This window comes from Sandarakinorhabdus sp. (assembly GCF_040398665.1).
Classification (GTDB): domain Bacteria; phylum Pseudomonadota; class Alphaproteobacteria; order Sphingomonadales; family Sphingomonadaceae; genus Sandarakinorhabdus.
Genome location: NZ_JBBATQ010000004.1, coordinates 278,108 through 298,063, shown reverse-complemented (window position 1 = coordinate 298,063; position 19,956 = coordinate 278,108). Strand labels below are relative to the sequence as shown.

The 19,956-nt window shown below is 65.2% G+C and carries 21 protein-coding genes; 11 read left to right on the top strand and 10 right to left on the bottom strand.

What is annotated here, in order from left to right:
* Nucleotides 1-11: 11 nt before the first annotated feature.
* The 10 genes from secY (at nt 12) to ABWP22_RS07915 (ending at nt 8,721) form a co-directional block, all read left to right on the top strand.
* Nucleotides 12-1,364 carry a preprotein translocase subunit SecY gene (secY, locus tag ABWP22_RS07960; protein WP_353199422.1) on the top strand — a complete coding sequence of 451 codons (1,353 nt, stop codon included), beginning with the start codon at nt 12-14 and terminating at the stop codon, nt 1,362-1,364.
* Nucleotides 1,361-2,008, top strand: coding sequence for an adenylate kinase (locus ABWP22_RS07955; RefSeq protein ID WP_353199421.1), 648 nt, complete (start codon nt 1,361-1,363; stop codon nt 2,006-2,008). The genes secY and ABWP22_RS07955 overlap by 4 nt, the downstream gene beginning before the upstream one ends.
* A 164-nt stretch (nt 2,009-2,172) precedes the next feature.
* The gene (rpsM, locus tag ABWP22_RS07950) at nt 2,173-2,541 is read left to right on the top strand and encodes a 30S ribosomal protein S13 (RefSeq protein ID WP_353199420.1); all 369 of its coding nucleotides are present in this window, start codon (nt 2,173-2,175) and stop codon (nt 2,539-2,541) included.
* Between the two features lie 49 nt (nt 2,542-2,590).
* On the top strand, nt 2,591-2,980 hold the full coding sequence (gene rpsK / locus ABWP22_RS07945) for a 30S ribosomal protein S11 (protein WP_353199419.1): 390 nt from the start codon (nt 2,591-2,593) through the stop codon (nt 2,978-2,980).
* A 107-nt stretch (nt 2,981-3,087) separates the two neighbouring features.
* The gene (locus tag ABWP22_RS07940; protein ID WP_353199418.1) at nt 3,088-4,137 is read left to right on the top strand and encodes a DNA-directed RNA polymerase subunit alpha; all 1,050 of its coding nucleotides are present in this window, start codon (nt 3,088-3,090) and stop codon (nt 4,135-4,137) included.
* Nucleotides 4,138-4,263: 126 nt separating this feature from the next.
* Nucleotides 4,264-4,677: a 50S ribosomal protein L17 gene (gene rplQ / locus ABWP22_RS07935; RefSeq protein ID WP_353199417.1), complete on the top strand. Its 414-nt coding sequence runs from the start codon at nt 4,264-4,266 to the stop codon at nt 4,675-4,677.
* 68 nt (nt 4,678-4,745) lie between these two features.
* Nucleotides 4,746-5,249, top strand: coding sequence for a protein-export chaperone SecB (secB, locus tag ABWP22_RS07930; protein ID WP_353199416.1), 504 nt, complete (start codon nt 4,746-4,748; stop codon nt 5,247-5,249).
* Between the two features lie 84 nt (nt 5,250-5,333).
* Nucleotides 5,334-6,905 carry a murein biosynthesis integral membrane protein MurJ gene (gene murJ / locus ABWP22_RS07925; protein WP_353199415.1) on the top strand — a complete coding sequence of 524 codons (1,572 nt, stop codon included), beginning with the start codon at nt 5,334-5,336 and terminating at the stop codon, nt 6,903-6,905.
* On the top strand, nt 6,902-7,909 hold the full coding sequence (gene trpS, locus ABWP22_RS07920; protein WP_353199414.1) for a tryptophan--tRNA ligase: 1,008 nt from the start codon (nt 6,902-6,904) through the stop codon (nt 7,907-7,909). Before murJ ends, trpS begins: the two co-directional genes overlap by 4 nt.
* Nucleotides 7,910-8,004: 95 nt before the next feature.
* Nucleotides 8,005-8,721 carry a DUF4136 domain-containing protein gene (locus ABWP22_RS07915; protein ID WP_353199413.1) on the top strand — a complete coding sequence of 239 codons (717 nt, stop codon included), beginning with the start codon at nt 8,005-8,007 and terminating at the stop codon, nt 8,719-8,721.
* A gap of 209 nt (nt 8,722-8,930) precedes the next feature.
* Here ABWP22_RS07915 and ABWP22_RS07910 read toward each other — a convergent pair whose 3' ends face one another.
* The 7 genes from ABWP22_RS07910 to ABWP22_RS07880 all read right to left on the bottom strand — a co-directional run bounded on the left by ABWP22_RS07910 (nt 8,931) and on the right by ABWP22_RS07880 (nt 14,880).
* Entirely contained in the window at nt 8,931-9,401 is a 471-nt protein-coding gene (locus ABWP22_RS07910) for a hypothetical protein (RefSeq protein ID WP_353199412.1), read from the bottom strand.
* Between the two features lie 148 nt (nt 9,402-9,549).
* On the bottom strand, nt 9,550-9,813 hold the full coding sequence (locus tag ABWP22_RS07905; protein ID WP_353199411.1) for an ATP synthase F1 subunit epsilon: 264 nt from the start codon (nt 9,811-9,813) through the stop codon (nt 9,550-9,552).
* 108 nt (nt 9,814-9,921) lie between these two features.
* Nucleotides 9,922-11,370 carry a F0F1 ATP synthase subunit beta gene (atpD, locus tag ABWP22_RS07900; protein ID WP_353199410.1) on the bottom strand — a complete coding sequence of 483 codons (1,449 nt, stop codon included), beginning with the start codon at nt 11,368-11,370 and terminating at the stop codon, nt 9,922-9,924.
* 13 nt (nt 11,371-11,383) lie between these two features.
* Nucleotides 11,384-12,265 (bottom strand): F0F1 ATP synthase subunit gamma, encoded by an 882-nt coding sequence (locus ABWP22_RS07895; protein ID WP_353199409.1) that lies wholly within the window; start codon nt 12,263-12,265, stop codon nt 11,384-11,386.
* A 10-nt stretch (nt 12,266-12,275) separates the two neighbouring features.
* Nucleotides 12,276-13,805, bottom strand: a complete 1,530-nt coding sequence (gene atpA / locus ABWP22_RS07890) for a F0F1 ATP synthase subunit alpha (RefSeq protein WP_353199408.1) — start codon at nt 13,803-13,805, stop codon at nt 12,276-12,278.
* 12 nt (nt 13,806-13,817) lie between these two features.
* Complete coding sequence (locus ABWP22_RS07885; protein WP_502951100.1) at nt 13,818-14,378, bottom strand: F0F1 ATP synthase subunit delta; 561 nt, start codon at nt 14,376-14,378, stop codon at nt 13,818-13,820.
* A gap of 115 nt (nt 14,379-14,493) precedes the next feature.
* Entirely contained in the window at nt 14,494-14,880 is a 387-nt protein-coding gene (locus ABWP22_RS07880) for a hypothetical protein (protein WP_353199407.1), read from the bottom strand.
* A gap of 57 nt (nt 14,881-14,937) precedes the next feature.
* On the opposite strand from ABWP22_RS07880, the gene ABWP22_RS07875 reads away from it, so the two are divergent.
* The gene (locus tag ABWP22_RS07875) at nt 14,938-15,678 is read left to right on the top strand and encodes a hypothetical protein (protein ID WP_353199406.1); all 741 of its coding nucleotides are present in this window, start codon (nt 14,938-14,940) and stop codon (nt 15,676-15,678) included.
* Here ABWP22_RS07875 and ABWP22_RS07870 read toward each other — a convergent pair whose 3' ends face one another.
* From ABWP22_RS07870 to ABWP22_RS07860, 3 genes are all read right to left on the bottom strand, one after another.
* Nucleotides 15,679-17,976 (bottom strand): patatin-like protein, encoded by a 2,298-nt coding sequence (locus tag ABWP22_RS07870; protein WP_353199405.1) that lies wholly within the window; start codon nt 17,974-17,976, stop codon nt 15,679-15,681.
* A 110-nt stretch (nt 17,977-18,086) separates the two neighbouring features.
* A complete protein-coding gene (locus ABWP22_RS07865) occupies nt 18,087-19,334 on the bottom strand; it encodes a M20/M25/M40 family metallo-hydrolase (RefSeq protein WP_353199404.1) in 1,248 nt (415 codons plus the stop codon).
* A 42-nt stretch (nt 19,335-19,376) separates the two neighbouring features.
* Nucleotides 19,377-19,859 carry a GNAT family N-acetyltransferase gene (locus ABWP22_RS07860; protein WP_353199403.1) on the bottom strand — a complete coding sequence of 161 codons (483 nt, stop codon included), beginning with the start codon at nt 19,857-19,859 and terminating at the stop codon, nt 19,377-19,379.
* Nucleotides 19,860-19,956 lie beyond the last annotated feature (97 nt).

Here is a 19,956-nt window from a genome sequence, read left to right as displayed (position 1 = left end):
GGGTGAGTGCCATGGCGACAGCCGCCGAACAAATGTCTGCGAACCTTTCGTTCGCCAATTTCTCCAAGGCCACCGAGCTGAAGAACCGCATCTGGTTCACGCTCGGCGCGCTGGTGGTATTCCGCCTGATCAGTTTCGTGCCGTTGCCCGGCATTGATCCGCTGGCGCTGTCCAGCCTGTTCAACCAGACGCGCGGTGGTGTGCTGGATTTCTTCAACATGTTCTCGGGCGGCGCCCTGGAGCGCATGAGCCTGATCGCACTCGGCGTCACGCCCTATATCACGGCCTCGATCGTGGTGCAGTTGCTCACGTCGCTGATCCCCAGCTTCATCTCCCTGAAGAAGGAAGGTGAATCCGGTCGCAAGACGCTGAACCAGTACACACGCTATGGCACCGTGTTCCTCACCATCGTGCAGGGCTATGGCATCGCTGTCGGCCTGGAAAGCTGGGGCGCCGGCACCGGTGCGTCGGCCGTGCTCGATCCGGGCTGGTTCTTCCGCGTCTCCATCGTGATCTCGCTGCTTGGCGGCACGATGTTCCTGATGTGGCTTGGCGAACAGATCACCAGCCGGGGCATCGGCAACGGCATCTCGCTGATCATCATGGCCGGCATCGTCGCGCAGTTGCCGATTGCGCTGGGCACCATGTTCGAACAGGGCCGCACCGGCGCGCTGTCGGTGGGCTTCGTGTTCCTGGTCGCCGTGCTGGCGCTTGGCACCATCGCCTTCATCTGCCTGATGGAGCGCGCGCAGCGCAAGATCCTGATCCAGTATCCCAAGCGCCAGACCGGCAATCGCACCTTCCAGGGTGATAGCAGCTTCCTGCCGTTGAAGATCAACACCGCCGGTGTCATCCCGCCGATCTTCGCGTCGTCGCTGCTGCTGATGCCGCTGACCGTGGCGCAGTTCTTCAGCCAGCAGGGCTCGATGCCGGAATGGATGACGACGGTGACGACCGCGCTGCAGCACGGCGCGCCGCTGTACATGTTCCTCTATGCCGCCGGCATCATCTTCTTCAGCTTCTTCTACACCGCCGTGGTGTTCAACCCGGAGGAGACCGCGGAGAATCTGAAGAAATACGGCGGCTTCGTGCCGGGCATCCGGCCCGGTGCGCGCACCGCGGATTATCTGGATTATGTGCTCACCCGGCTGACGGTGATCGGCGCTGCCTATCTGACGCTGATCTGCCTGCTGCCGGAATTTCTGATCAGCGAGTTGAAGGTGCCGTTCTATTTCGGCGGCACCTCGCTGCTGATCGTGGTGAACGTGACGATGGATACGGTGGCACAAATTCAAAGCCACATGCTCGCCCACCAATATGAGGGACTCATCAAGAAGTCCAAACTCAGGGGGAATCGCCGTTGAATCTGATCTTGCTGGGCCCGCCGGGAGCGGGCAAGGGCACCCAGGCCAGCCGCCTGGTCAAAGAGCGCGGCATGGTCCAGTTGTCGACGGGCGACATGCTGCGCGCCGCCGTTTCCGCCGGCACGCCGGTCGGCCTGGCCGCCAAGGCGGTGATGGAAAGCGGTGGCCTTGTCTCTGACGAGATCGTCAACGGCATCCTGTCGGAACGGCTGGACCATCCTGACGCGCGCGCCGGCTTCATTCTTGATGGTTATCCGCGCACCGATGTGCAGGCCGACGCGCTTGATGCGATGCTCAGCGCCAAGGGCCTCACCCTCGATCATGTGATCGAGCTGGTGGTGGACGAAGATGTGCTGGTCGATCGCGTCACCGGCCGTTTCACCTGCGCCAAGTGCGGCGAAGGCTATCATGACCGGTACAAGCTGCCGGCGGTCGACGGCGTGTGCGATGCGTGCGGCAGCGGCGATTTCAAGCGCCGTTCCGACGACAATGAAGGCACGGTGCGCCAGCGCATGGCCGAATATCGCGCCAAGACGGCTCCGATCATCCCGCATTATTCGGCCCGCGGCATCGTTGCCCGCGTGGACGGCATGGCCAGTATGGACGATGTCGCGGCCAGCATCGATGCCATTGTGGATGTGTGAACGCCGGCCGGCACAGCAGGCTTGACAAACGCTCGACTCCTGCCTAACCCGCTCGCTTCCGCATGGACGGACGTTGACCGGCGGCCCGTCAGGGTGGTCGGCACGCTGCTTTGAGATGGTGGTTCCCTGCCCCGAACCGCCGTGGAGCATGAAAGGATCAATCTGTGGCACGTATTGCGGGTGTTAACATCCCGACCAACAAGCGCGTTGAAATCGCCTTGACCTATATCCACGGCATCGGCCGCACCACCGCCAGCCGCCTGGCATCCGAACTCGGCTTCCCGCCGGAGCGCCGGGTGCAGGAACTGACCGACGCCGAGATCCTGCTGATCCGCGAAAAGATCGATCGCGAACTGACCGTCGAAGGTGATCTTCGTCGTCAGAATTCGATGAACATCAAGCGGTTGATGGACCTGGCCTGCTATCGCGGCCTGCGCCATCGCAAGGGCCTTCCGGTCCGCGGCCAGCGCACGCACACCAACGCCCGCACCCGCAAGGGCAAGGCCAAGCCGATCGCCGGCAAGAAGAAGTAAGCGCGTCACCGCCGCTCTTCTTCATCACAGGCTTTAAGGGAAATTCGAAATGGCTCGCGAAGTAGCACGCATCAAGCGCCGGGAGCGCAAGAACATCACCAGCGGCGTGGCGCATGTCAACGCCAGCTTCAACAACACCATGATCACCATCACCGATGCGCAGGGCAATGCGATTGCCTGGTCGTCGGCTGGCACCTGTGGTTTCAAGGGCAGCCGCAAATCGACGCCGTTCGCGGCGCAGATGGCTGCCGAAGATGCCGGCAAGAAGGCCGCCGAACACGGCGTCCGCACGCTGGAAGTGGAAGTGCGCGGCCCGGGGTCAGGACGCGAATCGGCTTTGCGGGCGTTGCAGGCGGTGGGCTTCACCATAACGGCGATCCGCGACGTGACGCCGATCCCGCACAACGGCGTGCGCCCACCCAAGCGCCGCCGCGTCTGAATCATCTGCCCTGGCGCCGGGGCCCCGACGGCGCTTGCGTTCCATACCCAACGTATAACGGGACGAGCGGGTGACGATCCGCTCCTTCCAAGACCGAGGTGAACACTGTGGCAGTCATCGCCAAGAACTGGACTGAACTCAAGAAGCCCAACCGCCTGGAACAGCGCGCGACGGGCGACGGCAAACACAAGTCGGCCTTCGTGGCCGAGCCTCTGGAGCGTGGCTTTGGCCTGACGCTGGGCAATGCCCTGCGCCGGGTGCTGCTGTCGTCGCTGCAGGGTGCGGCTGTCACCGCCATCAAGATCGATGGCGTGCTGCATGAATTTTCCAGCCTGACTGGCGTGCGTGAAGACGTGACCGATATCGTGCTGAACATCAAGCAGGTGGCGATCCGCATGGCGGGCGACCAGGCCAAGCGCGTTTATCTGAACGCCACCGGCCCCGGCCCGGTCACCGCTGGCCAGATCGCCGTGACCGGCGACATGGAAGTGATGAACAAGGGTCTGGTGATCTGCACGCTCGACGAAGGTGCGACGCTCAACATGGAACTGACGGTGGAAACCGGCAAGGGCTATGTGCCGGCCAGCGCCAACCGTCCGGCCGATGCGCCGATCGGCCTGGTGCCGGTGGATGCGCTCTATTCGCCGGTGCGCCAGGTCAGCTACAAGGTGGACAACACCCGCGTTGGCCAGGAACTGGATTATGACAAGCTGACCATCACGGTGGAAACCGATGGCAGCCTGTCACCCGACGATGCGCTGGCCTATGGTGCCAAGATCCTCCAGGATCAGCTGCAATTGTTCGTCAACTTCGAAGATGCCGCCGTCGCGGCACCGGTCACGCATGCCACCACCGGCAGTGTCGTTGAAGTGGACGACAGCGCCAGCATCAACCGCTATCTGCTGAAGAAGGTGGACGAGCTGGAATTGTCGGTGCGTTCGGCCAATTGCCTGAAGAACGACAACATCATCTACATCGGCGATCTGGTGCAGAAGACCGAAAGCGAGATGCTGCGCACGCCGAACTTCGGCCGCAAGTCGCTGAACGAGATCAAGGAAGTCTTGTCCCAGATGGGCCTGCGCCTTGGCATGGAAATCGCTGGTTGGCCGCCTGAGAATATCGAGGAAATGGCCAAGAAGCTGGAACAAGAGTTCTGATCTCTGGCCGCCCGGTGACGGGCGGCCATCGTTCATGACGCGTCATGACTGGGGGCATCTGGCTGGCCCCACCATCAGCCTGGATCGGGGTGCCTGATACGGCCCCGATACGAACGGAGAAGACCCATGCGCCACGGCGTTGCCCATCGCAAACTCGGCCGGACCAGCGCGCATCGCATCGCGATGCTGCGCAACATGTCGGCCAGCTTGATCAAGCACGAGCAGATCAAGACCACGCTGCCCAAGGCCAAGGAATTGCGCCCCTACATCGAGAAGCTGGTGACGCTGGCCAAGCACGGCGGCCTGTCCAACCGTCGTCTGGCGCTGGCTCGCCTGGGCGATGAAGCGCAGTTGTCCAAGCTGTTCGACGAACTGGCGGCACGCTATGCCAACCGCGAAGGTGGCTATATCCGCGTGGTCAAGGCCGGTGTGCGCCGTTCCGATGCCACGCCGATGGCGATCATCGAGTTCGTCGATCGCAATGTCGACGCCAAGGGCCAGGATTCGGGTCCGGTGCAGGAATTTGGTGCGGACGATTAAGCGTTGGGCGGCTGAGGCGTTGGCCGCCAAAGCCCGCACAAGCGTGTTTGCCAGAAGGAACCGCCAGCATGACCGACGAAATCGATCTGGGCGCATCGCCTGAAAATGGGTTTGGCGAAGGCAGCTTCGACAGTGAGGCGATGCCGCAGGTTTCGATCATCACGCAATATGTGAAGGATCTGTCGTTCGAAAATCCGAACGCGCCGGCCAGCCTGCAGATGGGCGGCCAGCCGCGCATCGACGTCAATGTCGGCGTCAATGCCCGCAAGGCAGCCGACAATGTGTTCGAAGTCGAGCTGAAGATCACCGCCAAGGCCGATGTCGATGGCACCGCCACCTTCCTGGTTGATCTGCTCTATGCCGGCCTGTTCGGCTTGCAGAATGTGCCGGAAGAAGCGCTGGAGCCGTTCTGCATCATCGAAGCGCCGCGCATCCTGTTCCCGTTCGCCCGCCGCATCATTGCCGATGCCGTGCGCGACGGCGGCTTCCCGCCCCTGATGCTCGATCCGATCGATTTCGGTGCGCTCTATCTGGCGCAGCAGGGCGGCAACGGCCAGATCGGCAACGCTTGATCCCCTCTCCCCTTGCGGGAGAGGGCGACTCGCCGTAGGCGAGCGGGGTGAGGGGTCCTTCGCCTTGTTTTGCGCGATAATCGGATGAGCCTCGTCCGCGCCTCTGCCACCATCGGCAGCTTCACTCTGCTTTCCCGCATCGCCGGTTTTGTCCGCGATGTGCTTCAAGCGACTTTGCTGGGCGCGGGCCTGGCCGCCGATGCCTTCCTGATCGCCCAGCGCCTCCCCAATCTGTTCCGCGCGCTGTTTGCCGAAGGCGCGCTGGCCGCCGCCTTCGTGCCGATGCTCAATCAACGGATGGGCGCTGAAAACGGCGGCGTCGATGCTGCCCGCCGCTTTGCAGAGGCGGTGCTGGCGGTGTTGCTGCCGTTCCTGTTGCTGTTCACCATCGTGATGGTGGTGGCGACCGCGCCGGTAGTTTGGGCGCTCACAGGCGGCTTCCCCGATGCAGCGCCGGAAAAATTTGCGCTCACCGTGCACTTCACCCGGCTGACCTTCCCCTATCTGATGCTGATCAGCATCGTGTCGCTGCTCGGCGGCTTGCTCAACGCGGTCGGTCGGTTCGCGGTCAATGCCGCAGCACCCATCCTGCTCAATCTGGTCTTGATCGCCGGGCTGTTCTGGTCGGCCGGCAGCGATGCCGTGGCCGTGGCCGGGGTGCAGGCGATCTGCGTCACCCTGGGCGGTGTGGCCCAACTGATCTGGCTGATGTGGTCGTGCCAGCGCGCTGGTTTCGGCCTGCGGCTGCGCGTGCCACGGCTGACCCCAGAGGTGAAGGCGCTGCTGCGGCTGATCCTGCCAGCCGCGCTCGGGGCAGGGGCGGTGCAGATCAACCTGCTGATCTCCACGGCGTTGGCGGCGCGGTTCCTGGGCGAAGGCGCCGTAAGCTGGCTCTATTATGCCGACCGGCTGAATCAATTGCCGCTGGGCATCATCGGCATCGGGGTGGGCACCGCGCTGCTGCCGGCGATGTCGCGGCTGCTCGCCGCCGGGGACGCCAGCGCGGCGCTGGCCCAGCAGAATCGCGCCATCGAACTGGTGCTGCTACTTACCCTGCCGGCTGCAGCAGGCCTGGCGCTGGTGGCCGCGCCGATCATCGGCGTCCTGTTCCAGCACGGTGCCTTCACCGCGCTGGATACGCGGCAGACGGCCGCGGCGCTGGCGGCGTTCGCGCTCGGCCTGCCGGCCTATGTGCTGATCAAGGTGCTCACGCCGGGCTTTCACGCGCGCAGCGACACGCGCACGCCGGTTCGGGTGGCGCTGGGGGCGATGCTGGTCAATCTGGCGGCCAATCTGCTGCTGGTGTGGCCGTTCGGTCATGTCGGCATTGCGCTGGGCACGGCGATCGCGGCGTGGGGCAACGCCGGGGCGCTGTGGTGGCTGCTGGTCCGGCGTGGGCAGTTCGCGCTGGATGAACGGGCGCGGCGCAGCCTGCCGCGCCTGGTGATTGCCACGGTTGCGATGCTGGCGGTGCTGGCGGCGGCCCAACACGCGATGGCGGCCTTTGCCACGCCCGATGCCGCCGTGCCGATGCGCATCCTGGCGCTGGCGCTGTTGCTTGGCATGGGCGGCTTGGCCTATCTGGGGGCCGCGCGAGCACTGGGCCTGTTCACCTTGTCAGGCCTCGCCGCGCAATTGAGACGGAAGCGCCAATGAAACGGGTTTTTTCGGGCATCCAGCCCACCGGCAATCTGCATCTCGGCAATTATCTGGGGGCCATCCGCAATTGGGTGCGCATGCAGGATGAAGCCGAATGCATTTTCAGCGTGGTCGATCTGCATGCCATCACCGTGGCGCAGGATCCGGCGACGCTGCGCCGCGGCATTCGCGAGATGGTGGCGGCACTGATTGCGGCGGGCCTCGATCCCGAACGCTGCATATTGTTCCCGCAGAGCCGGGTGCGCGTGCACGCCGAGCTGGCCTGGGTGCTGATGTGCACGGCACGGGTCGGTTGGCTCAACCGCATGACGCAGTTCAAGGAAAAGAGCGGCAAGGATCGTGAAGGCGCTTCGGTGGGCCTTTATACCTATCCGGTGCTGCAGGCCGCCGACATCCTGGCGTATCGCGCCACCCATGTGCCGGTGGGCGAGGACCAGAAGCAGCATCTGGAGCTGGCGCGCGACATCGCCATCAAGTTCAACAATGATTTCGGGCCCAGTTTCGGCGGGGAGCTGTTTCCGCCGCCCGAACCGGTGATCGAAGGCCCGGCGACGCGGGTGATGTCGCTGCGTGACGGCAGCGCCAAGATGTCCAAGAGCGATCCCAGCGACCAGAGCCGCATCAACCTGACCGACGATGCCGACACCATTGCCGCCAAGATCAAACGGGCCAAGACCGATCCGGAGGCCCTGCCATCGGAACCGGCCGGGCTGGCCGGGCGCGCCGAAGCGACCAATCTGGTCAACCTGATGGCGGCGCTGACGGACCGCAGCATTGCCCAGGTGCTGGCCGACCATGGCGGCCAGGGCTTCGGCGCCTTCAAGCCGGCGCTGGCCGACGTGATGGTGGCGAAACTGGCGCCGATCACGGCGCGCTTCAACGCGCTGAAGGACGATGCCAGCGCCATCGAAGCCATCTGCGCGCGCGGGGCCGATCGGGCGCGGGCGATTGCCGAACCGGTGCTGGCCGATGTGCACCGGGCGGTGGGCTTTACCGCCTGAGCGTGGTATCACATTAACTGTCGTTCATGTGGCAGTCAGTTGCGTTGTTGCATGGAAGGCGCATAACATTGTCACCACCTCATCCAGGGTCACATATGAACATTCGCTTCGCACCCCGTCATCTCACGCCGCTGCTGGCCGCGCTGGCCCTGAGTGCCTGTGTCGCGCCGTTCGAAGCGCGCGTGGCGCGGTTTCAGCAGTTGCCGGCCCCTTCGGGCAACAGCTTCGTGATCGAAGCCCGCGACAAGGCCAATGAAGGCGGCTTGGAATTTGCCACCTATGCCAATCTGGTCCGCCAGAAACTGGTGGCGGCCGGCTATCAGGAGGCTGCCAGCGCCGATGCGTCGGCGCTGACCGTGCAACTGGATTACAATGTCACCGCACCGCGTGAGAAAGTGCGCACCCGGCCGGGCATCGGCTGGGGCGGTATGGGCTGGGGCGGTTTTGGCGGCGGCTTTGGTGGCTGGGGCGGCGGTTGGGGCGGCGGCTGGGGCCCCTATTGGGGTGCCGGCTGGGGCGGTGGTTTCGGCGGCTGGGGCGGCGGCTTCGGTGGCGGCTGGAACAATGATGTCTATTCGGTCACCACCTATAACGCCGTGGTGGCCCTGCGCATCAACCGCAACACGGACAAGCGCAGCGTGTTCGAAGGCCGCGCCGAAACGGTGAGCAGCAGCAACAATCTGACCAAGCTGGTGCCCAATCTGGTCACCGCAATCTTCACCAATTTCCCCGGCAACAGCGGCGAGACGGTCTCGGTGCGGTTCGATCCGGCCAAGCCGGGCGTGGCGCCGACGGTCAAGCCGATGCGCTGAGGCTCCGCGCTGGATATTGAGGGGGCGCGCCGGGAAACCGGGGCGCCCTTTTTTGTCTCCCTCTCCCTTGATGGGAGAGGCGACCCGCTGACTTCGGCGAGCGGGTGAGGGTGTTGCTTTATATGATCGGGCGGGGATCACCCACCCCGCTCGGCTGGCGCCGAGTCGCCCTCCCCTGAAGGGAGGGACCCAAAGTGCAGCAGTTGCCCCTACTGCGGCGGAGTCGGCTCGCTATAGCCCATGCGGTTGGTGCGATCCTGTGCCCAGGCTTCGACCTGCCGGCGATCGCAGCCGGTGAAGCCGGCCGGCCCGACGGCGCTGCAACTGCCGATGCTGTTGCCGGCACCGCCCGCGCCATCGCCCAGCAGCATCGCCCGATTCTGGGTGAGCACGCTGGTGCGGGTTTCGGCACGGCGCAGGCGTTCCGGGATGCGATAGATTTCCGCTTCGGGCAGGCGGGCGCACACCACCACTTCATCGGGGGAATTCGGCTTGGGGCAGGCCTCGTTGCCGAACACCGTCACCATGCGCTGGCGCGGCTGGCTGCCATCGCCGGCGGGAATGTCGGCAGGCTTCAACATGCTTGGCCGCGGCGGTGCTGTGGTGGGGTTGGCCGGCGTCGGCTGGGAAAGGGCCGGCACAGCGACCAGCAGTGCGATCAGGGCAGGCAGAGGGCGCATCGCATCAGGCTCCAGCAACGTGTAACCGCACAAGATTAGGCGGTTTTGCCGACGGGGGAAACCGGCAATCACGTGGGCGAAGTTGCCCGTGCGGGCCTGTCTGGCGGCTGAACCGCCCAGTTCAGCCGATCTTTCTCAGGCGATTTTTTCAGGCGATTTTTTCGGCCAGGATGGTCAGGCCCTGCGGTGTCACTTCGGCAAAGCCGCCCTCGATCTCGTAACGCTCGGTGGGGCCGCTGCCTTCGGTGGCATAGACTTCGATGGTGCCGGGGCGAATGGTGCTCATCATCGGCGCGTGGCCGGGCAACACGCCGAAATCGCCTTCACTGCCGGGCACGACCACCATGGCCACCTTGGCCTTGGCAATGCGCCGTTCCGGGGAGACGAGTTCGAAATCGAGAAGGTCTGCCATGTTCCGCTCCGCTCCCCTCCCGCTTGCGGGAGGGGCTGGGGGTGGGTTTTTCGGTCAGGGTGGGTCTATTCCCACCCCCGACCCCTCCCGCAAGCGGGAGGGGAGAACTCAGGCCGCGTCGGCGGCCAGCTTCTTGGCCTTGGCCACCGCGTCTTCGATGGTGCCGACCATGTAGAAGGCCGCTTCCGGCAGATGATCATATTCGCCGGCGACGATGGCCTTGAAGCCCTTGATCGTGTCTTCCACGGCCACCAGCACGCCGGGCGAACCGGTGAAGATTTCGGCGACGTGGAACGGCTGGCTCAGGAAGCGCTGGATCTTGCGGGCGCGGCTGACGGTGAGTTTGTCCTCTTCCGACAGCTCGTCCATGCCGAGAATGGCGATGATGTCCTGCAGCGACTTGTACTTCTGCAGCACTTCCTGCACCGAACGCGCGACACCATAATGTTCTTCGCCGACAACGCGCGGGGACAGCACGCGGCTGGTCGAATCGAGCGGATCGACCGCCGGATAGATGCCGAGTTCCGAAATCGCGCGGCTGAGCACGGTGGTGGCATCAAGGTGGGCGAACGAGGTGGCCGGCGCCGGATCGGTGAGATCGTCGGCGGGCACGTAGATCGCCTGCACCGAGGTGATCGAGCCCTTGTTGGTGGAGGTGATGCGCTCCTGCAACTGGCCCATGTCGGTGGCCAGCGTCGGCTGATAACCCACGGCGGACGGGATGCGGCCCAGCAGCGCCGACACTTCGGAACCGGCCTGGGTGAAGCGGAAGATGTTGTCGACGAAGAACAGCACGTCCTGGCCTTCGACATCGCGGAAATATTCGGCGATGGTCAGGCCCGAAAGCGCGACACGGGCGCGGGCGCCGGGCGGCTCGTTCATCTGGCCATAGACCAGCGCCACCTTGGAGCCTTCGGAGATGGCATTGCCATCGGCATCCTTGGCGATGACGCCGGCATCGAGGAATTCATAATAAAGATCATTGCCTTCGCGGGTGCGTTCCCCCACGCCGGCGAACACGCTGGTGCCGCCGTGACCCTTGGCGATGTTGTTGATCAGTTCCTGGATCAGCACGGTCTTGCCGACGCCGGCGCCGCCGAACAGGCCGATCTTGCCGCCCTTGGCATAGGGCGCCAGCAGATCGATGACCTTGATGCCGGTGACCAGAATGGCGGCTTCGGTCGATTGATCGACAAAGTCCGGCGCCTGGGCGTGGATGGGGGCGGTGTTGGTCTGATCGATCGGGCCGCGCTCGTCGATCGGTTCCCCGATGACGTTCATGATGCGACCGAGCGTGGCCGGGCCAACCGGCACGCGGATCTGGCTGCCGGTGTCGGTGACTTCCTGGCCGCGGACCAGGCCGTCGGTGGCGTCCATGGCGATGGTGCGCACGGCGTTTTCACCCAGATGCTGGGCAACTTCCAGCACCAGGCGGCGATCGCCGATGCGGGTTTCCAGGGCGGACAGGATGGACGGCAGTTCGCCTTCGAAGGTCACGTCGACAACGGCGCCGATGACCTGGCTGATGCGCCCGACATTGTTCGTGGTGTTGGCCATGGTGGCGTGCTCCTTAAAGCGCTTCGGCGCCCGAGATGATCTCGATCAATTCCTTGGTGATCGCGGCCTGTCTCGTGCGGTTGTAGGTGATGGTGAGGCGGTTGATCATGTCGCCGGCGTTGCGCGTGGCGCTGTCCATGGCGGTCATGCGGCTGCCCTGTTCGGATGCGGCATTTTCCAGCAGCGCGCGGAAAATCTGCACGGCGAGGTTCTTCGGCAGCAGATCGGCGAGGATGGCCTCTTCGTCCGGCTCATATTCCACCGACGCGTCGGCGCCGGATTGGGCATCGCCGCCGGCGGGCAGCGCGGCGGGAATGATCTGCAGCCGCGTCGGCGTCTGCACCAGGGCGGAGCGGAAGGTCGAGAAGAACAGATGCGCCACGTCGAATTCGCCGGCTTCATAGCGGCGCACGACATCTTCCGACACGGATTTGGCATCGGTGAAGGCCAGGGTCTTCACATGGGTCATGTCGACCGTGTCGATGATGAGCTCCTTGTGGGTGCGTGCGAACGGCGCGCGGGCCTTCTTGCCGACAAACATCAACTTGACGGTTTTGCCCTCGGCCAGCAGTTCGTCCATGGTGCGGCGCGCCAGCTTGGCGATGTTGCCGTTGAAGCCGCCAGCGAGGCCGCGCTCCGACGAGCAGACCACCAGCAGATGCAACTGATCCTTGCCGGTGCCAGCCAGCAGCTTGGGCGATTCCGGGCCAACCGTGACGCGTGACGCGAGGCTCGCCATTACTGCTGCCATCCGCTCCGAATAGGGGCGCGCGGCTTCGGCGGCTTCCTGCGCACGGCGCAGCTTGGCCGCGGCGACCATTTTCATCGCCTTGGTGATCTTCTGGGTCGACTTCACCGAAGTGATGCGGACCTTCAGGGCTTTCAAGCTGGGCATCGTGCGTCGTTCAGGCGAAGGTCTTGGCGAAGGCGCCGATGACGTCCTTCAGCTTGGTGACCGTGTCCGGGCTCAGATCCTTCTTTGTGCGGATGTCGGTCAGCACATCGGCATGCGCCGACTTGATGTGGCTCAAGAGCGAGGCTTCGAAACGGGTGACGGCGTTGGCGTCCACCGTGTCGAGGAAGCCGTTGACGCCGGCAAAGATGCTGACGACCTGCTCTTCGAACGGCATCGGCTTGAACTGGTCCTGCTTCAGCAGCTCGGTCAGGCGCTTGCCGCGGTTCAGCAGCTTTTGCGTCGAGGCGTCGAGATCGGAGCCGAACTGCGCGAACGCCGCCATTTCACGATACTGGGCCAGCTCCAGCTTGATCGAGCCGGCGACCTTCTTCATCGCCTTGGTCTGCGCGGCGGAACCGACGCGCGACACCGAAAGGCCGACGTTGATGGCCGGGCGGACGCCCTGATAGAAGAGTTCGGTTTCGAGGAAGATCTGGCCATCGGTGATCGAAATCACGTTGGTCGGGATGTACGCCGACACGTCACCAGCCTGGGTTTCGATGATCGGCAGCGCGGTCAGCGAACCGGCACCCAGATCGTCATTCATCTTGGCGGCGCGCTCCAGCAGGCGGCTGTGCAGATAGAACACGTCACCCGGATAGGCTTCGCGGCCCGGCGGACGGCGCAGCAGCAGCGACATCTGGCGATAGGCGACGGCCTGCTTGGACAGATCGTCATAGACGATCACGGCATGCATGCCGTTGTCGCGGAAATATTCGCCCATGGTGCAGCCGGTGTAGGGTGCCAGGAACTGCAGCGGGGCCGGCTCCGACGCGGTGGCGGCCACCACGATCGAATATTCCATCGCGCCGTTTTCTTCCAGCGCGCGCACGATCTGCGCCACGGTCGAGCGCTTCTGCCCGATGGCGACATAGATGCAATAAAGCTTCTTCGATTCGTCGTCGCCAGCGTTCACCGTCTTCTGGTTGATGAACGTGTCGATGGCCACGGCGGTCTTGCCGGTCTGGCGATCGCCGATGATCAGTTCGCGCTGGCCGCGGCCGACGGGGACGAGGGCGTCGAGCGCCTTCAGGCCGGTCTGCATCGGTTCGTGCACGGACTTGCGCGGGATGATGCCCGGCGCCTTCACTTCGACGCGGCGGCGTTCGGCAGCGACGATCGGGCCCTTGCCGTCGATCGGATTGCCCAGGCCATCAACGACGCGGCCGAGCAGGCCCTTGCCGACCGGCACGTCGACGATGGTGCCGGTGCGCTTGACAGTATCGCCTTCCTTGATCTGGCTGTCCGACCCGAAGATCACGACGCCGACATTGTCGGTTTCCAGATTGAGCGCCATGCCCTGGATGCCGCCGGGAAATTCGACCATTTCGCCGGCCTGGACATTGTCCAGCCCATGCACGCGGGCGATGCCGTCGCCGACACTCAGCACCTGGCCGACTTCCGAGACTTGCGCCTCGGTGCCGAAATTGGCGATCTGATCCTTGATGATCCGCGAGATTTCGGCGGCGTTGATGTCCATGTCAGGTCCTTCTTAAGCCTTGAGCGCCTGGCCGAGCATGTCGAGCCGGGTGCGAATCGAAGAATCAATCATGCGGCTGCCCACGCGGACGACCAGCCCGCCCAGGATCGCCGGATCGACGGTGATGTTGAGCGCCACGTTGCGGCCGATGCCGGCCTTCAGCTTGGCAGCCAGCGCCTGTGCTTGCGTGTCGGTCAGCTTGTGGGCGGCGGTGACATCGGCGGTCACTTCGCCCTTGCGCGCGGCATTCAGCGCCGCAAAATCGCGGATGATCGCCGGCAGCAGCGCCAGCCGGCGATTGGCGGCGAGCACGCCGAGAAAATTCTTGGTCAGGCCATCGATGTTCAGCCCATCGGCCACACCGGCGACGGCTGCGCCGGCCGCGCCGCGCCCGACCACCGGGCTGTTCACCAGCGCGGCGAGATCGGCCGATTCGGCCAACGCCTCCTTCAGCGACGTCAGGCTGGATTCAACCGCGCCCAACGACTTGCCTTCAATGGCCAGCGTGAACAACGCACGCGCATAGCGCCCGGAAAGGCCGGTGGCCACGCTTGAGGAAATTTGTACGTCCAAGGCTTTGGCCCCGCTGTGATCATATATGACAAAGGGCACGGCAGGTGACCCCGCCGATGGTGGGGCGCGACTAGCATCGGGCTTGGCATGTTGCAAGGCAGCATATGGGCAGGAATCAGGCGCCTTGGCGTTTCACCCGCATCGGCATCGCCGCAAACGCCACCTGCCCGGCCAGGCCCAGCATGCCGGCCGGGGTGGCAAAGCTGGCCAGATACACGCAAGGCACCCGCCCGAACGCCAGCGCCAGCCCGAACTCAGCGAGCATCAGCCACACGAATGCCGAACCGCCCATCACCGCCCGCCCCGCCAGCCCCAGCTTCTGCCGGGCCAATAGCCGCCCGCTGCACCACCAACTGACCGCCAGGACAATCGGCGTTTCAATCGCCACCGCCGTGACCGCGCCAACCAGTGGCGCGAGCCACAAGGTGCGCACCGTGCCGAGCGCGAAGGCGACGGCAAATACGCCGGCGAAGTAGCACCAGCCAGTGATGAGCGCTGTCATGCCCGAAGTGTAGCACATATTGCCGCTGGGCCGGCACGGCGTTACCCTTGGCTTTCCATGCCCTGGCTGTTTCACATCTTCCTTGCCATCCACGTTGGCGCCGGCGTGGTGGCGCTCACCAGTTTCTGGGGGGCGGTGGTGACGCGCAAGGGTGGCCCGGCGCATCGGCGCTGGGGATTCGTGTTTTCGGCTTCGATCTACACGGCGGCGAGCCAGGCGCTCGGCATGGGCGCGCTGTCGCTGGTGTGGCCGCTGGCCATGCATCCTGAGTTGACCGATGCGGTGCTGTATCGCGGCATGTTCGGCACGATGATGGTCTATCTAGGCCTGCTGGCCGTCTCCATGACCAGATACGGCCTGGTGATGGTCGCCAACCGGCGGGATCACGACGCGAATCGGCACTGGTCGATGCTGGCGTTGCAGGGCACCACCATGGTCGCAGCCGGCATCTGCCTGGCGCACGGGGCGTATCTGCTTAACCGCAATGGCCCGGTGATGGAGCCGGTCCTGATGGTGATGGTCTCGCTTTTGGGGTTCGGCACCACCATCACCTATTTCCGCTACATCTTCGCTCCGCGCCCGGCGGCGCGCGCCTATATTCCCGAACATTTCAAGGCGATGGTCGCCACGGGCATCGCCGCCTACACGGCGTTCCTGTCAGTCGGCCTGATCGAGATGTTCCCCACCCACGCCTTCAACCCGGCGATCTGGGCGATCCCCAGCATGGGCGGCATGGCCATCATCATCCATTATCTGCGGCAGTATAAGCCGGCCGGCAAAGCCCAGCCCGCCGAATAGTCAATCCGGACCGAGCGCGGCCGCCAGCGCCGCAAATATGTCGTCGATGCCGTTCAGGTGCGGGCGTTCGGTGGTGACGATGGCGCGAAACGCTTCGCGGCGGATGCCGGCCAGCACCTGGCCGGTTGGCCTGGCCGCTTCGGGCAGGCTGGAGACGACCAGATCGATCATGCGTTCGGCGCCATGCAGGCGACCCCACAGATAATCATGCTCGCGGTAGGCGCGGCAGAAAAACGCGCCGAACGCCTTGAATTGTGCGCCTTTCAGATGGCGGCCGCCCACGCTGGCCAGCGCCATGCAATCATCGGGGCTGACGCGGTCGACCTTGATCTCGTCCAGCTCATCGCCGCCGCCATCGGCGATCAGCGGCAGGATGGCGATATCGAAGAAGGCAAAGCCCAGATAGGCGGCCAGCGCCTCGCGCCGCAGTCGGCGCGGCAGGCCGGTGCTGAGCAAGGCCACCAGTGCGGCATCGCTGCTGTCGTCCAGCGCCTTCAGATCGAGCGCGACCGCCAAAGCCGCCAGCGCCGCCGCCGGATCCCCGATCGCGCCGGCACAGGCGGCGCGGGTGGCGGGATCAAGCCGGCCGATGCCGCCGCGAGCCAGATGCGGGCCGAGGATGGCGTAGATGCCGGCCTTCACCGTGCCCAGCGCTTCGCCGGTGCGCTCGTCGGCGCCGGCCATCGCCATGTTGACCCGCCGGATCAGGAAGCGCAGGCGGCGGATGCGGAAATCCAGATCAAACTGGCGCAGGAACAGCACATGGGCCGATGCCGGCCCGGCCTTGCCCAGCGTCTGTTCGGGTTCGGCGATGCCGGCGGCCTGCACATGGTGCCACAGCGCGCTGCGCGCCCGCGCTGCGTCGATGTCCCCGGTCTTGGCGATCTGGTCGGCCAGGCGTTCCACGACGGTGGCGAATTTCAGCCGGCCATAGGCGCCATAGGCAAAGCCGGCCTGCCGCGCGGCTTCGCCGTTCATGCGGCTGCGCCATTCGGCCAGCCGGCTGGTGGTGGGCGAAAACAGCAGCAGGCGCATGCCGATGGCCGCATCGATGGCCAGATCGACCTGCGGGATCATGCCGATCACGATATGGCGCAGGCGGCGGGCACGCACCGATATGGCTTCGATGGCGGTCAGGCTGTCGCGGATCGGTTGCTGGCGCGGGATATCGGCCAGGCTGCGCAGGATGGTGGCGAAAAATCCCGGCGGCACGTCGCCGTCCGGGCCAGGACCGGGGTCGTGCATGCCGGGTTTGGGATCAAGATAGACGAAGCGGCGATCAACCTCGCGGTGCGCCGGGCGGCCGGGCAGCGCCGCCAGCGCCGGGCCGAACGGCCGATTGTCGAGCACGGCGCCATCGATGAGATCGACCAGCGCCGGATCGCGGCGGCCGGGAAAGTTGCGCGCCAGAAATGCCGCGCGCCCCGGCCAGGCCAGGCCGCGCGCCGCCAGCACCGCATCGATTTCGGACACGCGGGCCGGCGGGAAGGCACCGGGGAAACTGGCGGTGGCGCGGGCGGCCAGCACGAGTTCACCGGTTTCGCCAAGATGCCGATCCTCGCCGTCGCCGGGGCAGGACAGGCCAAGCACCAGGCGATGCTCCGGCTCGGTGACTTCCAGTGGGCTGTTCAGCCGCAGCCGCTGCGGCGCGCCATGATAATCGGTGACGGTGACGAACAGATCGAACGGGTGCAGGCGCGGCAGCAGCGGCGGCGTGCGGGTGCCGGCCGCCATGGCGGCGAAGGCATCGGCGAGCAGCCCCGAAAATGCCGCGCCTGAAAAGGGCGGCTTGAACCAGCGGCTGCGCATCAGGCGGGACAATTTGCGCTTCACCTCGGCATGGGCCTGCACTTGCGCCCTGTCGTCCGCTGCCAGCCCGCGCCGGCGCACCCACCACACCAGCGGGATCGCCCACAGCTTGGAAAAGCTGCGCGAGGCCGCCGCCGGATCGAGCAGCACATCGGAATCGGCGCCATCCAGCCACAGCGCGCGGATGGCATCCAGATCATGCCCCTCCACCAGCGCGCGCGCCAGCAGCACGCCATTGATGCCGCCGGCCGAAGCCCCCGCGACGATGTCGCAGATCACCCGCAGATCGAGGCCGGGAATGGCATCGAGCAGCGCCTGGTAAACAATCTCGGTGTCGCGCGCCGGCGGCATGTCGGCGGCGTCCGGTGCATGCCGGCGCATGGAGGCGCGGGTGAGCTTCCACACTTCCTTGGTGAGGCCGTGCATGTACACCGCCAGGCTGACCCCGCCGTAACAGACCAACGCGAGGCGCAATTCCTTGGTTTGCACGCATGCTCCTGTGCGGAGCTAGTGTAACGGGGTGTAACCAGTCGGCAAGCGTCGGATTTTCTGGGGTGCGCGCCCGGCCTCTTCTCCCCCGGTGGGCGCGGTTGCCAGGCTCAGCGCTTGATGTCGGCGGCAGCGACCACGATGTCGAAGGCCGTGGTGATGCCCTTCACGAAGGCGCCGCGCTCGACATTCACATATTCATCCAGCGCATGGGCGCGAAAGCCGCCGCCGCCGGCCGAAAGCGTGATGGCCGGAATGCCAAGGCTGATCGGGATGTTGCTGTCGGTGGAACTGGCGCCCAATTCGCTGCTGTAGCCGCCGGCGCCGAGGATGCGCGCGGCGGTGGTGATCAGCGGATCGGTGGCGGGCGTGGTGCCGGCGGGACGATCGCCGATCAGTTCGGGCGTGGCGCTGATCTTGCCGAAACGCGTGTCGCGTGCGGCGTTTTCGGCGGCGACATTGTCCGCGATCAGTTTCAGGAACTGCGTTTCCACCGCCTGCAGATTGGCCGGCGAGGCGGAGCGCATGTCGAACTCCATGGTGATCTCGTTGGGGATCGAGTTCACCGACGTGCCGCCGGTGACGGTAGACGCCGAATAGGTCGTCTTCACATCCGTGGGCGGCACGATCTTGTAAAGGCCGCTGACCGTGCCGGCCATTGCCACCATCGGGTTGACGATGCCGAACGCGCCATAGCTGTGGCCACCCGGCCCCTTGAAGGCGACGCGATAGCGCCGCGAGCCGACGCCGGCATTGGTGATGCGCCCCACCGTGCTGCCATCGAAGCTGATGAAATCACCGATGCGCGGTTTCAGCGGGCTGGCGGAAAACAGATGGCGCACGCCGCGCAGATCGCCCTGGCCTTCCTCCCCCACATTCGCCACGAAGATGATGTCACGCGGCGTGACGATCTTGCCGGCATCCATGGCGCGCACGAACGCCAGCAGCGCGGCCAGCGTGACCGTGGTGTCGCCAATGCCCGGCGCGTGCAGCGTGTCGCCTTCGCGGCGCACCTTGGTGTTGGTGCCTTCCGGGAAAACAGTGTCGAGGTGGGCGGCGACCATCAGCGCCTTGGCGGTGCGGTTCTTGCCGGGGCGGATGCCGATCACATTGCCGACCGCATCGACATGCACGTCTGTCAGGCCCAGCGCCTTGAACTTTTCCGCCATGCGGAGCCCGCGCACATTTTCCTTGAATGGCGGCGCCGGGATCTCGGTGAGCTCGATCAGCTCGGCGATGGTGGTATCATAATCGGCCGCCAGCTTGGCATGTGCGGCGGCCAGATTGGCGGGCTGGGCGACGGCGGGCGTGGCCAGTGCGGCGGCCAGCAGGAGCGGTAGGGCGATGGAAGGTTTCATGCGCGCATCTGGCATGGCGCAGCGCCGCAATGCAACAGCCGGTCAGAGCTTCTGATACATCACATAGGCGTCGACATCGCCGGCCTGCGGATGGGCAAAGGCACCGGGCAGGCGGCCGACGATGGCAAAGCCCATCGACTGCCAAAGATGCACCGCCGGTTCGTTGGTGCTCACCACGAAGTTGAACTGCATGGCGCGATAGCCTTGGGCACGGGCCTGATCCAGCGAATGGGCGCACATGCTGCGGGCCACGCCCCGCCCGGCCGCGGCCGCAGCGGTGACATAACCGCAATTGCAGACATGGCTGCCGCCGCCGGTCTGGTTGCGGCGGATATAATAGGTCCCCACGATCGCGCCGTCGGCCTCGGCCACAAACGTCGTCTTGTCCGGCGCCAGCCAATAGGCGATCGCGTCGGCCTCCGACATGGCGGGATCCTGCGTCAATGTCGTGCCGGCCCGGATTGCCGGCAGGATGATGGCGGCGATGGCGGCGCGATCGGCCGGGGTGGCGGGGCGGATGTGCATTGCGGCGCTTTAGCGAACCGGGGTTGGCATGCAAACACTGGGCAAGCCTGCCAAGCCCCTTGCGGGGAGGCCAGCCTCTGCTTATTGTTCCGCCTAT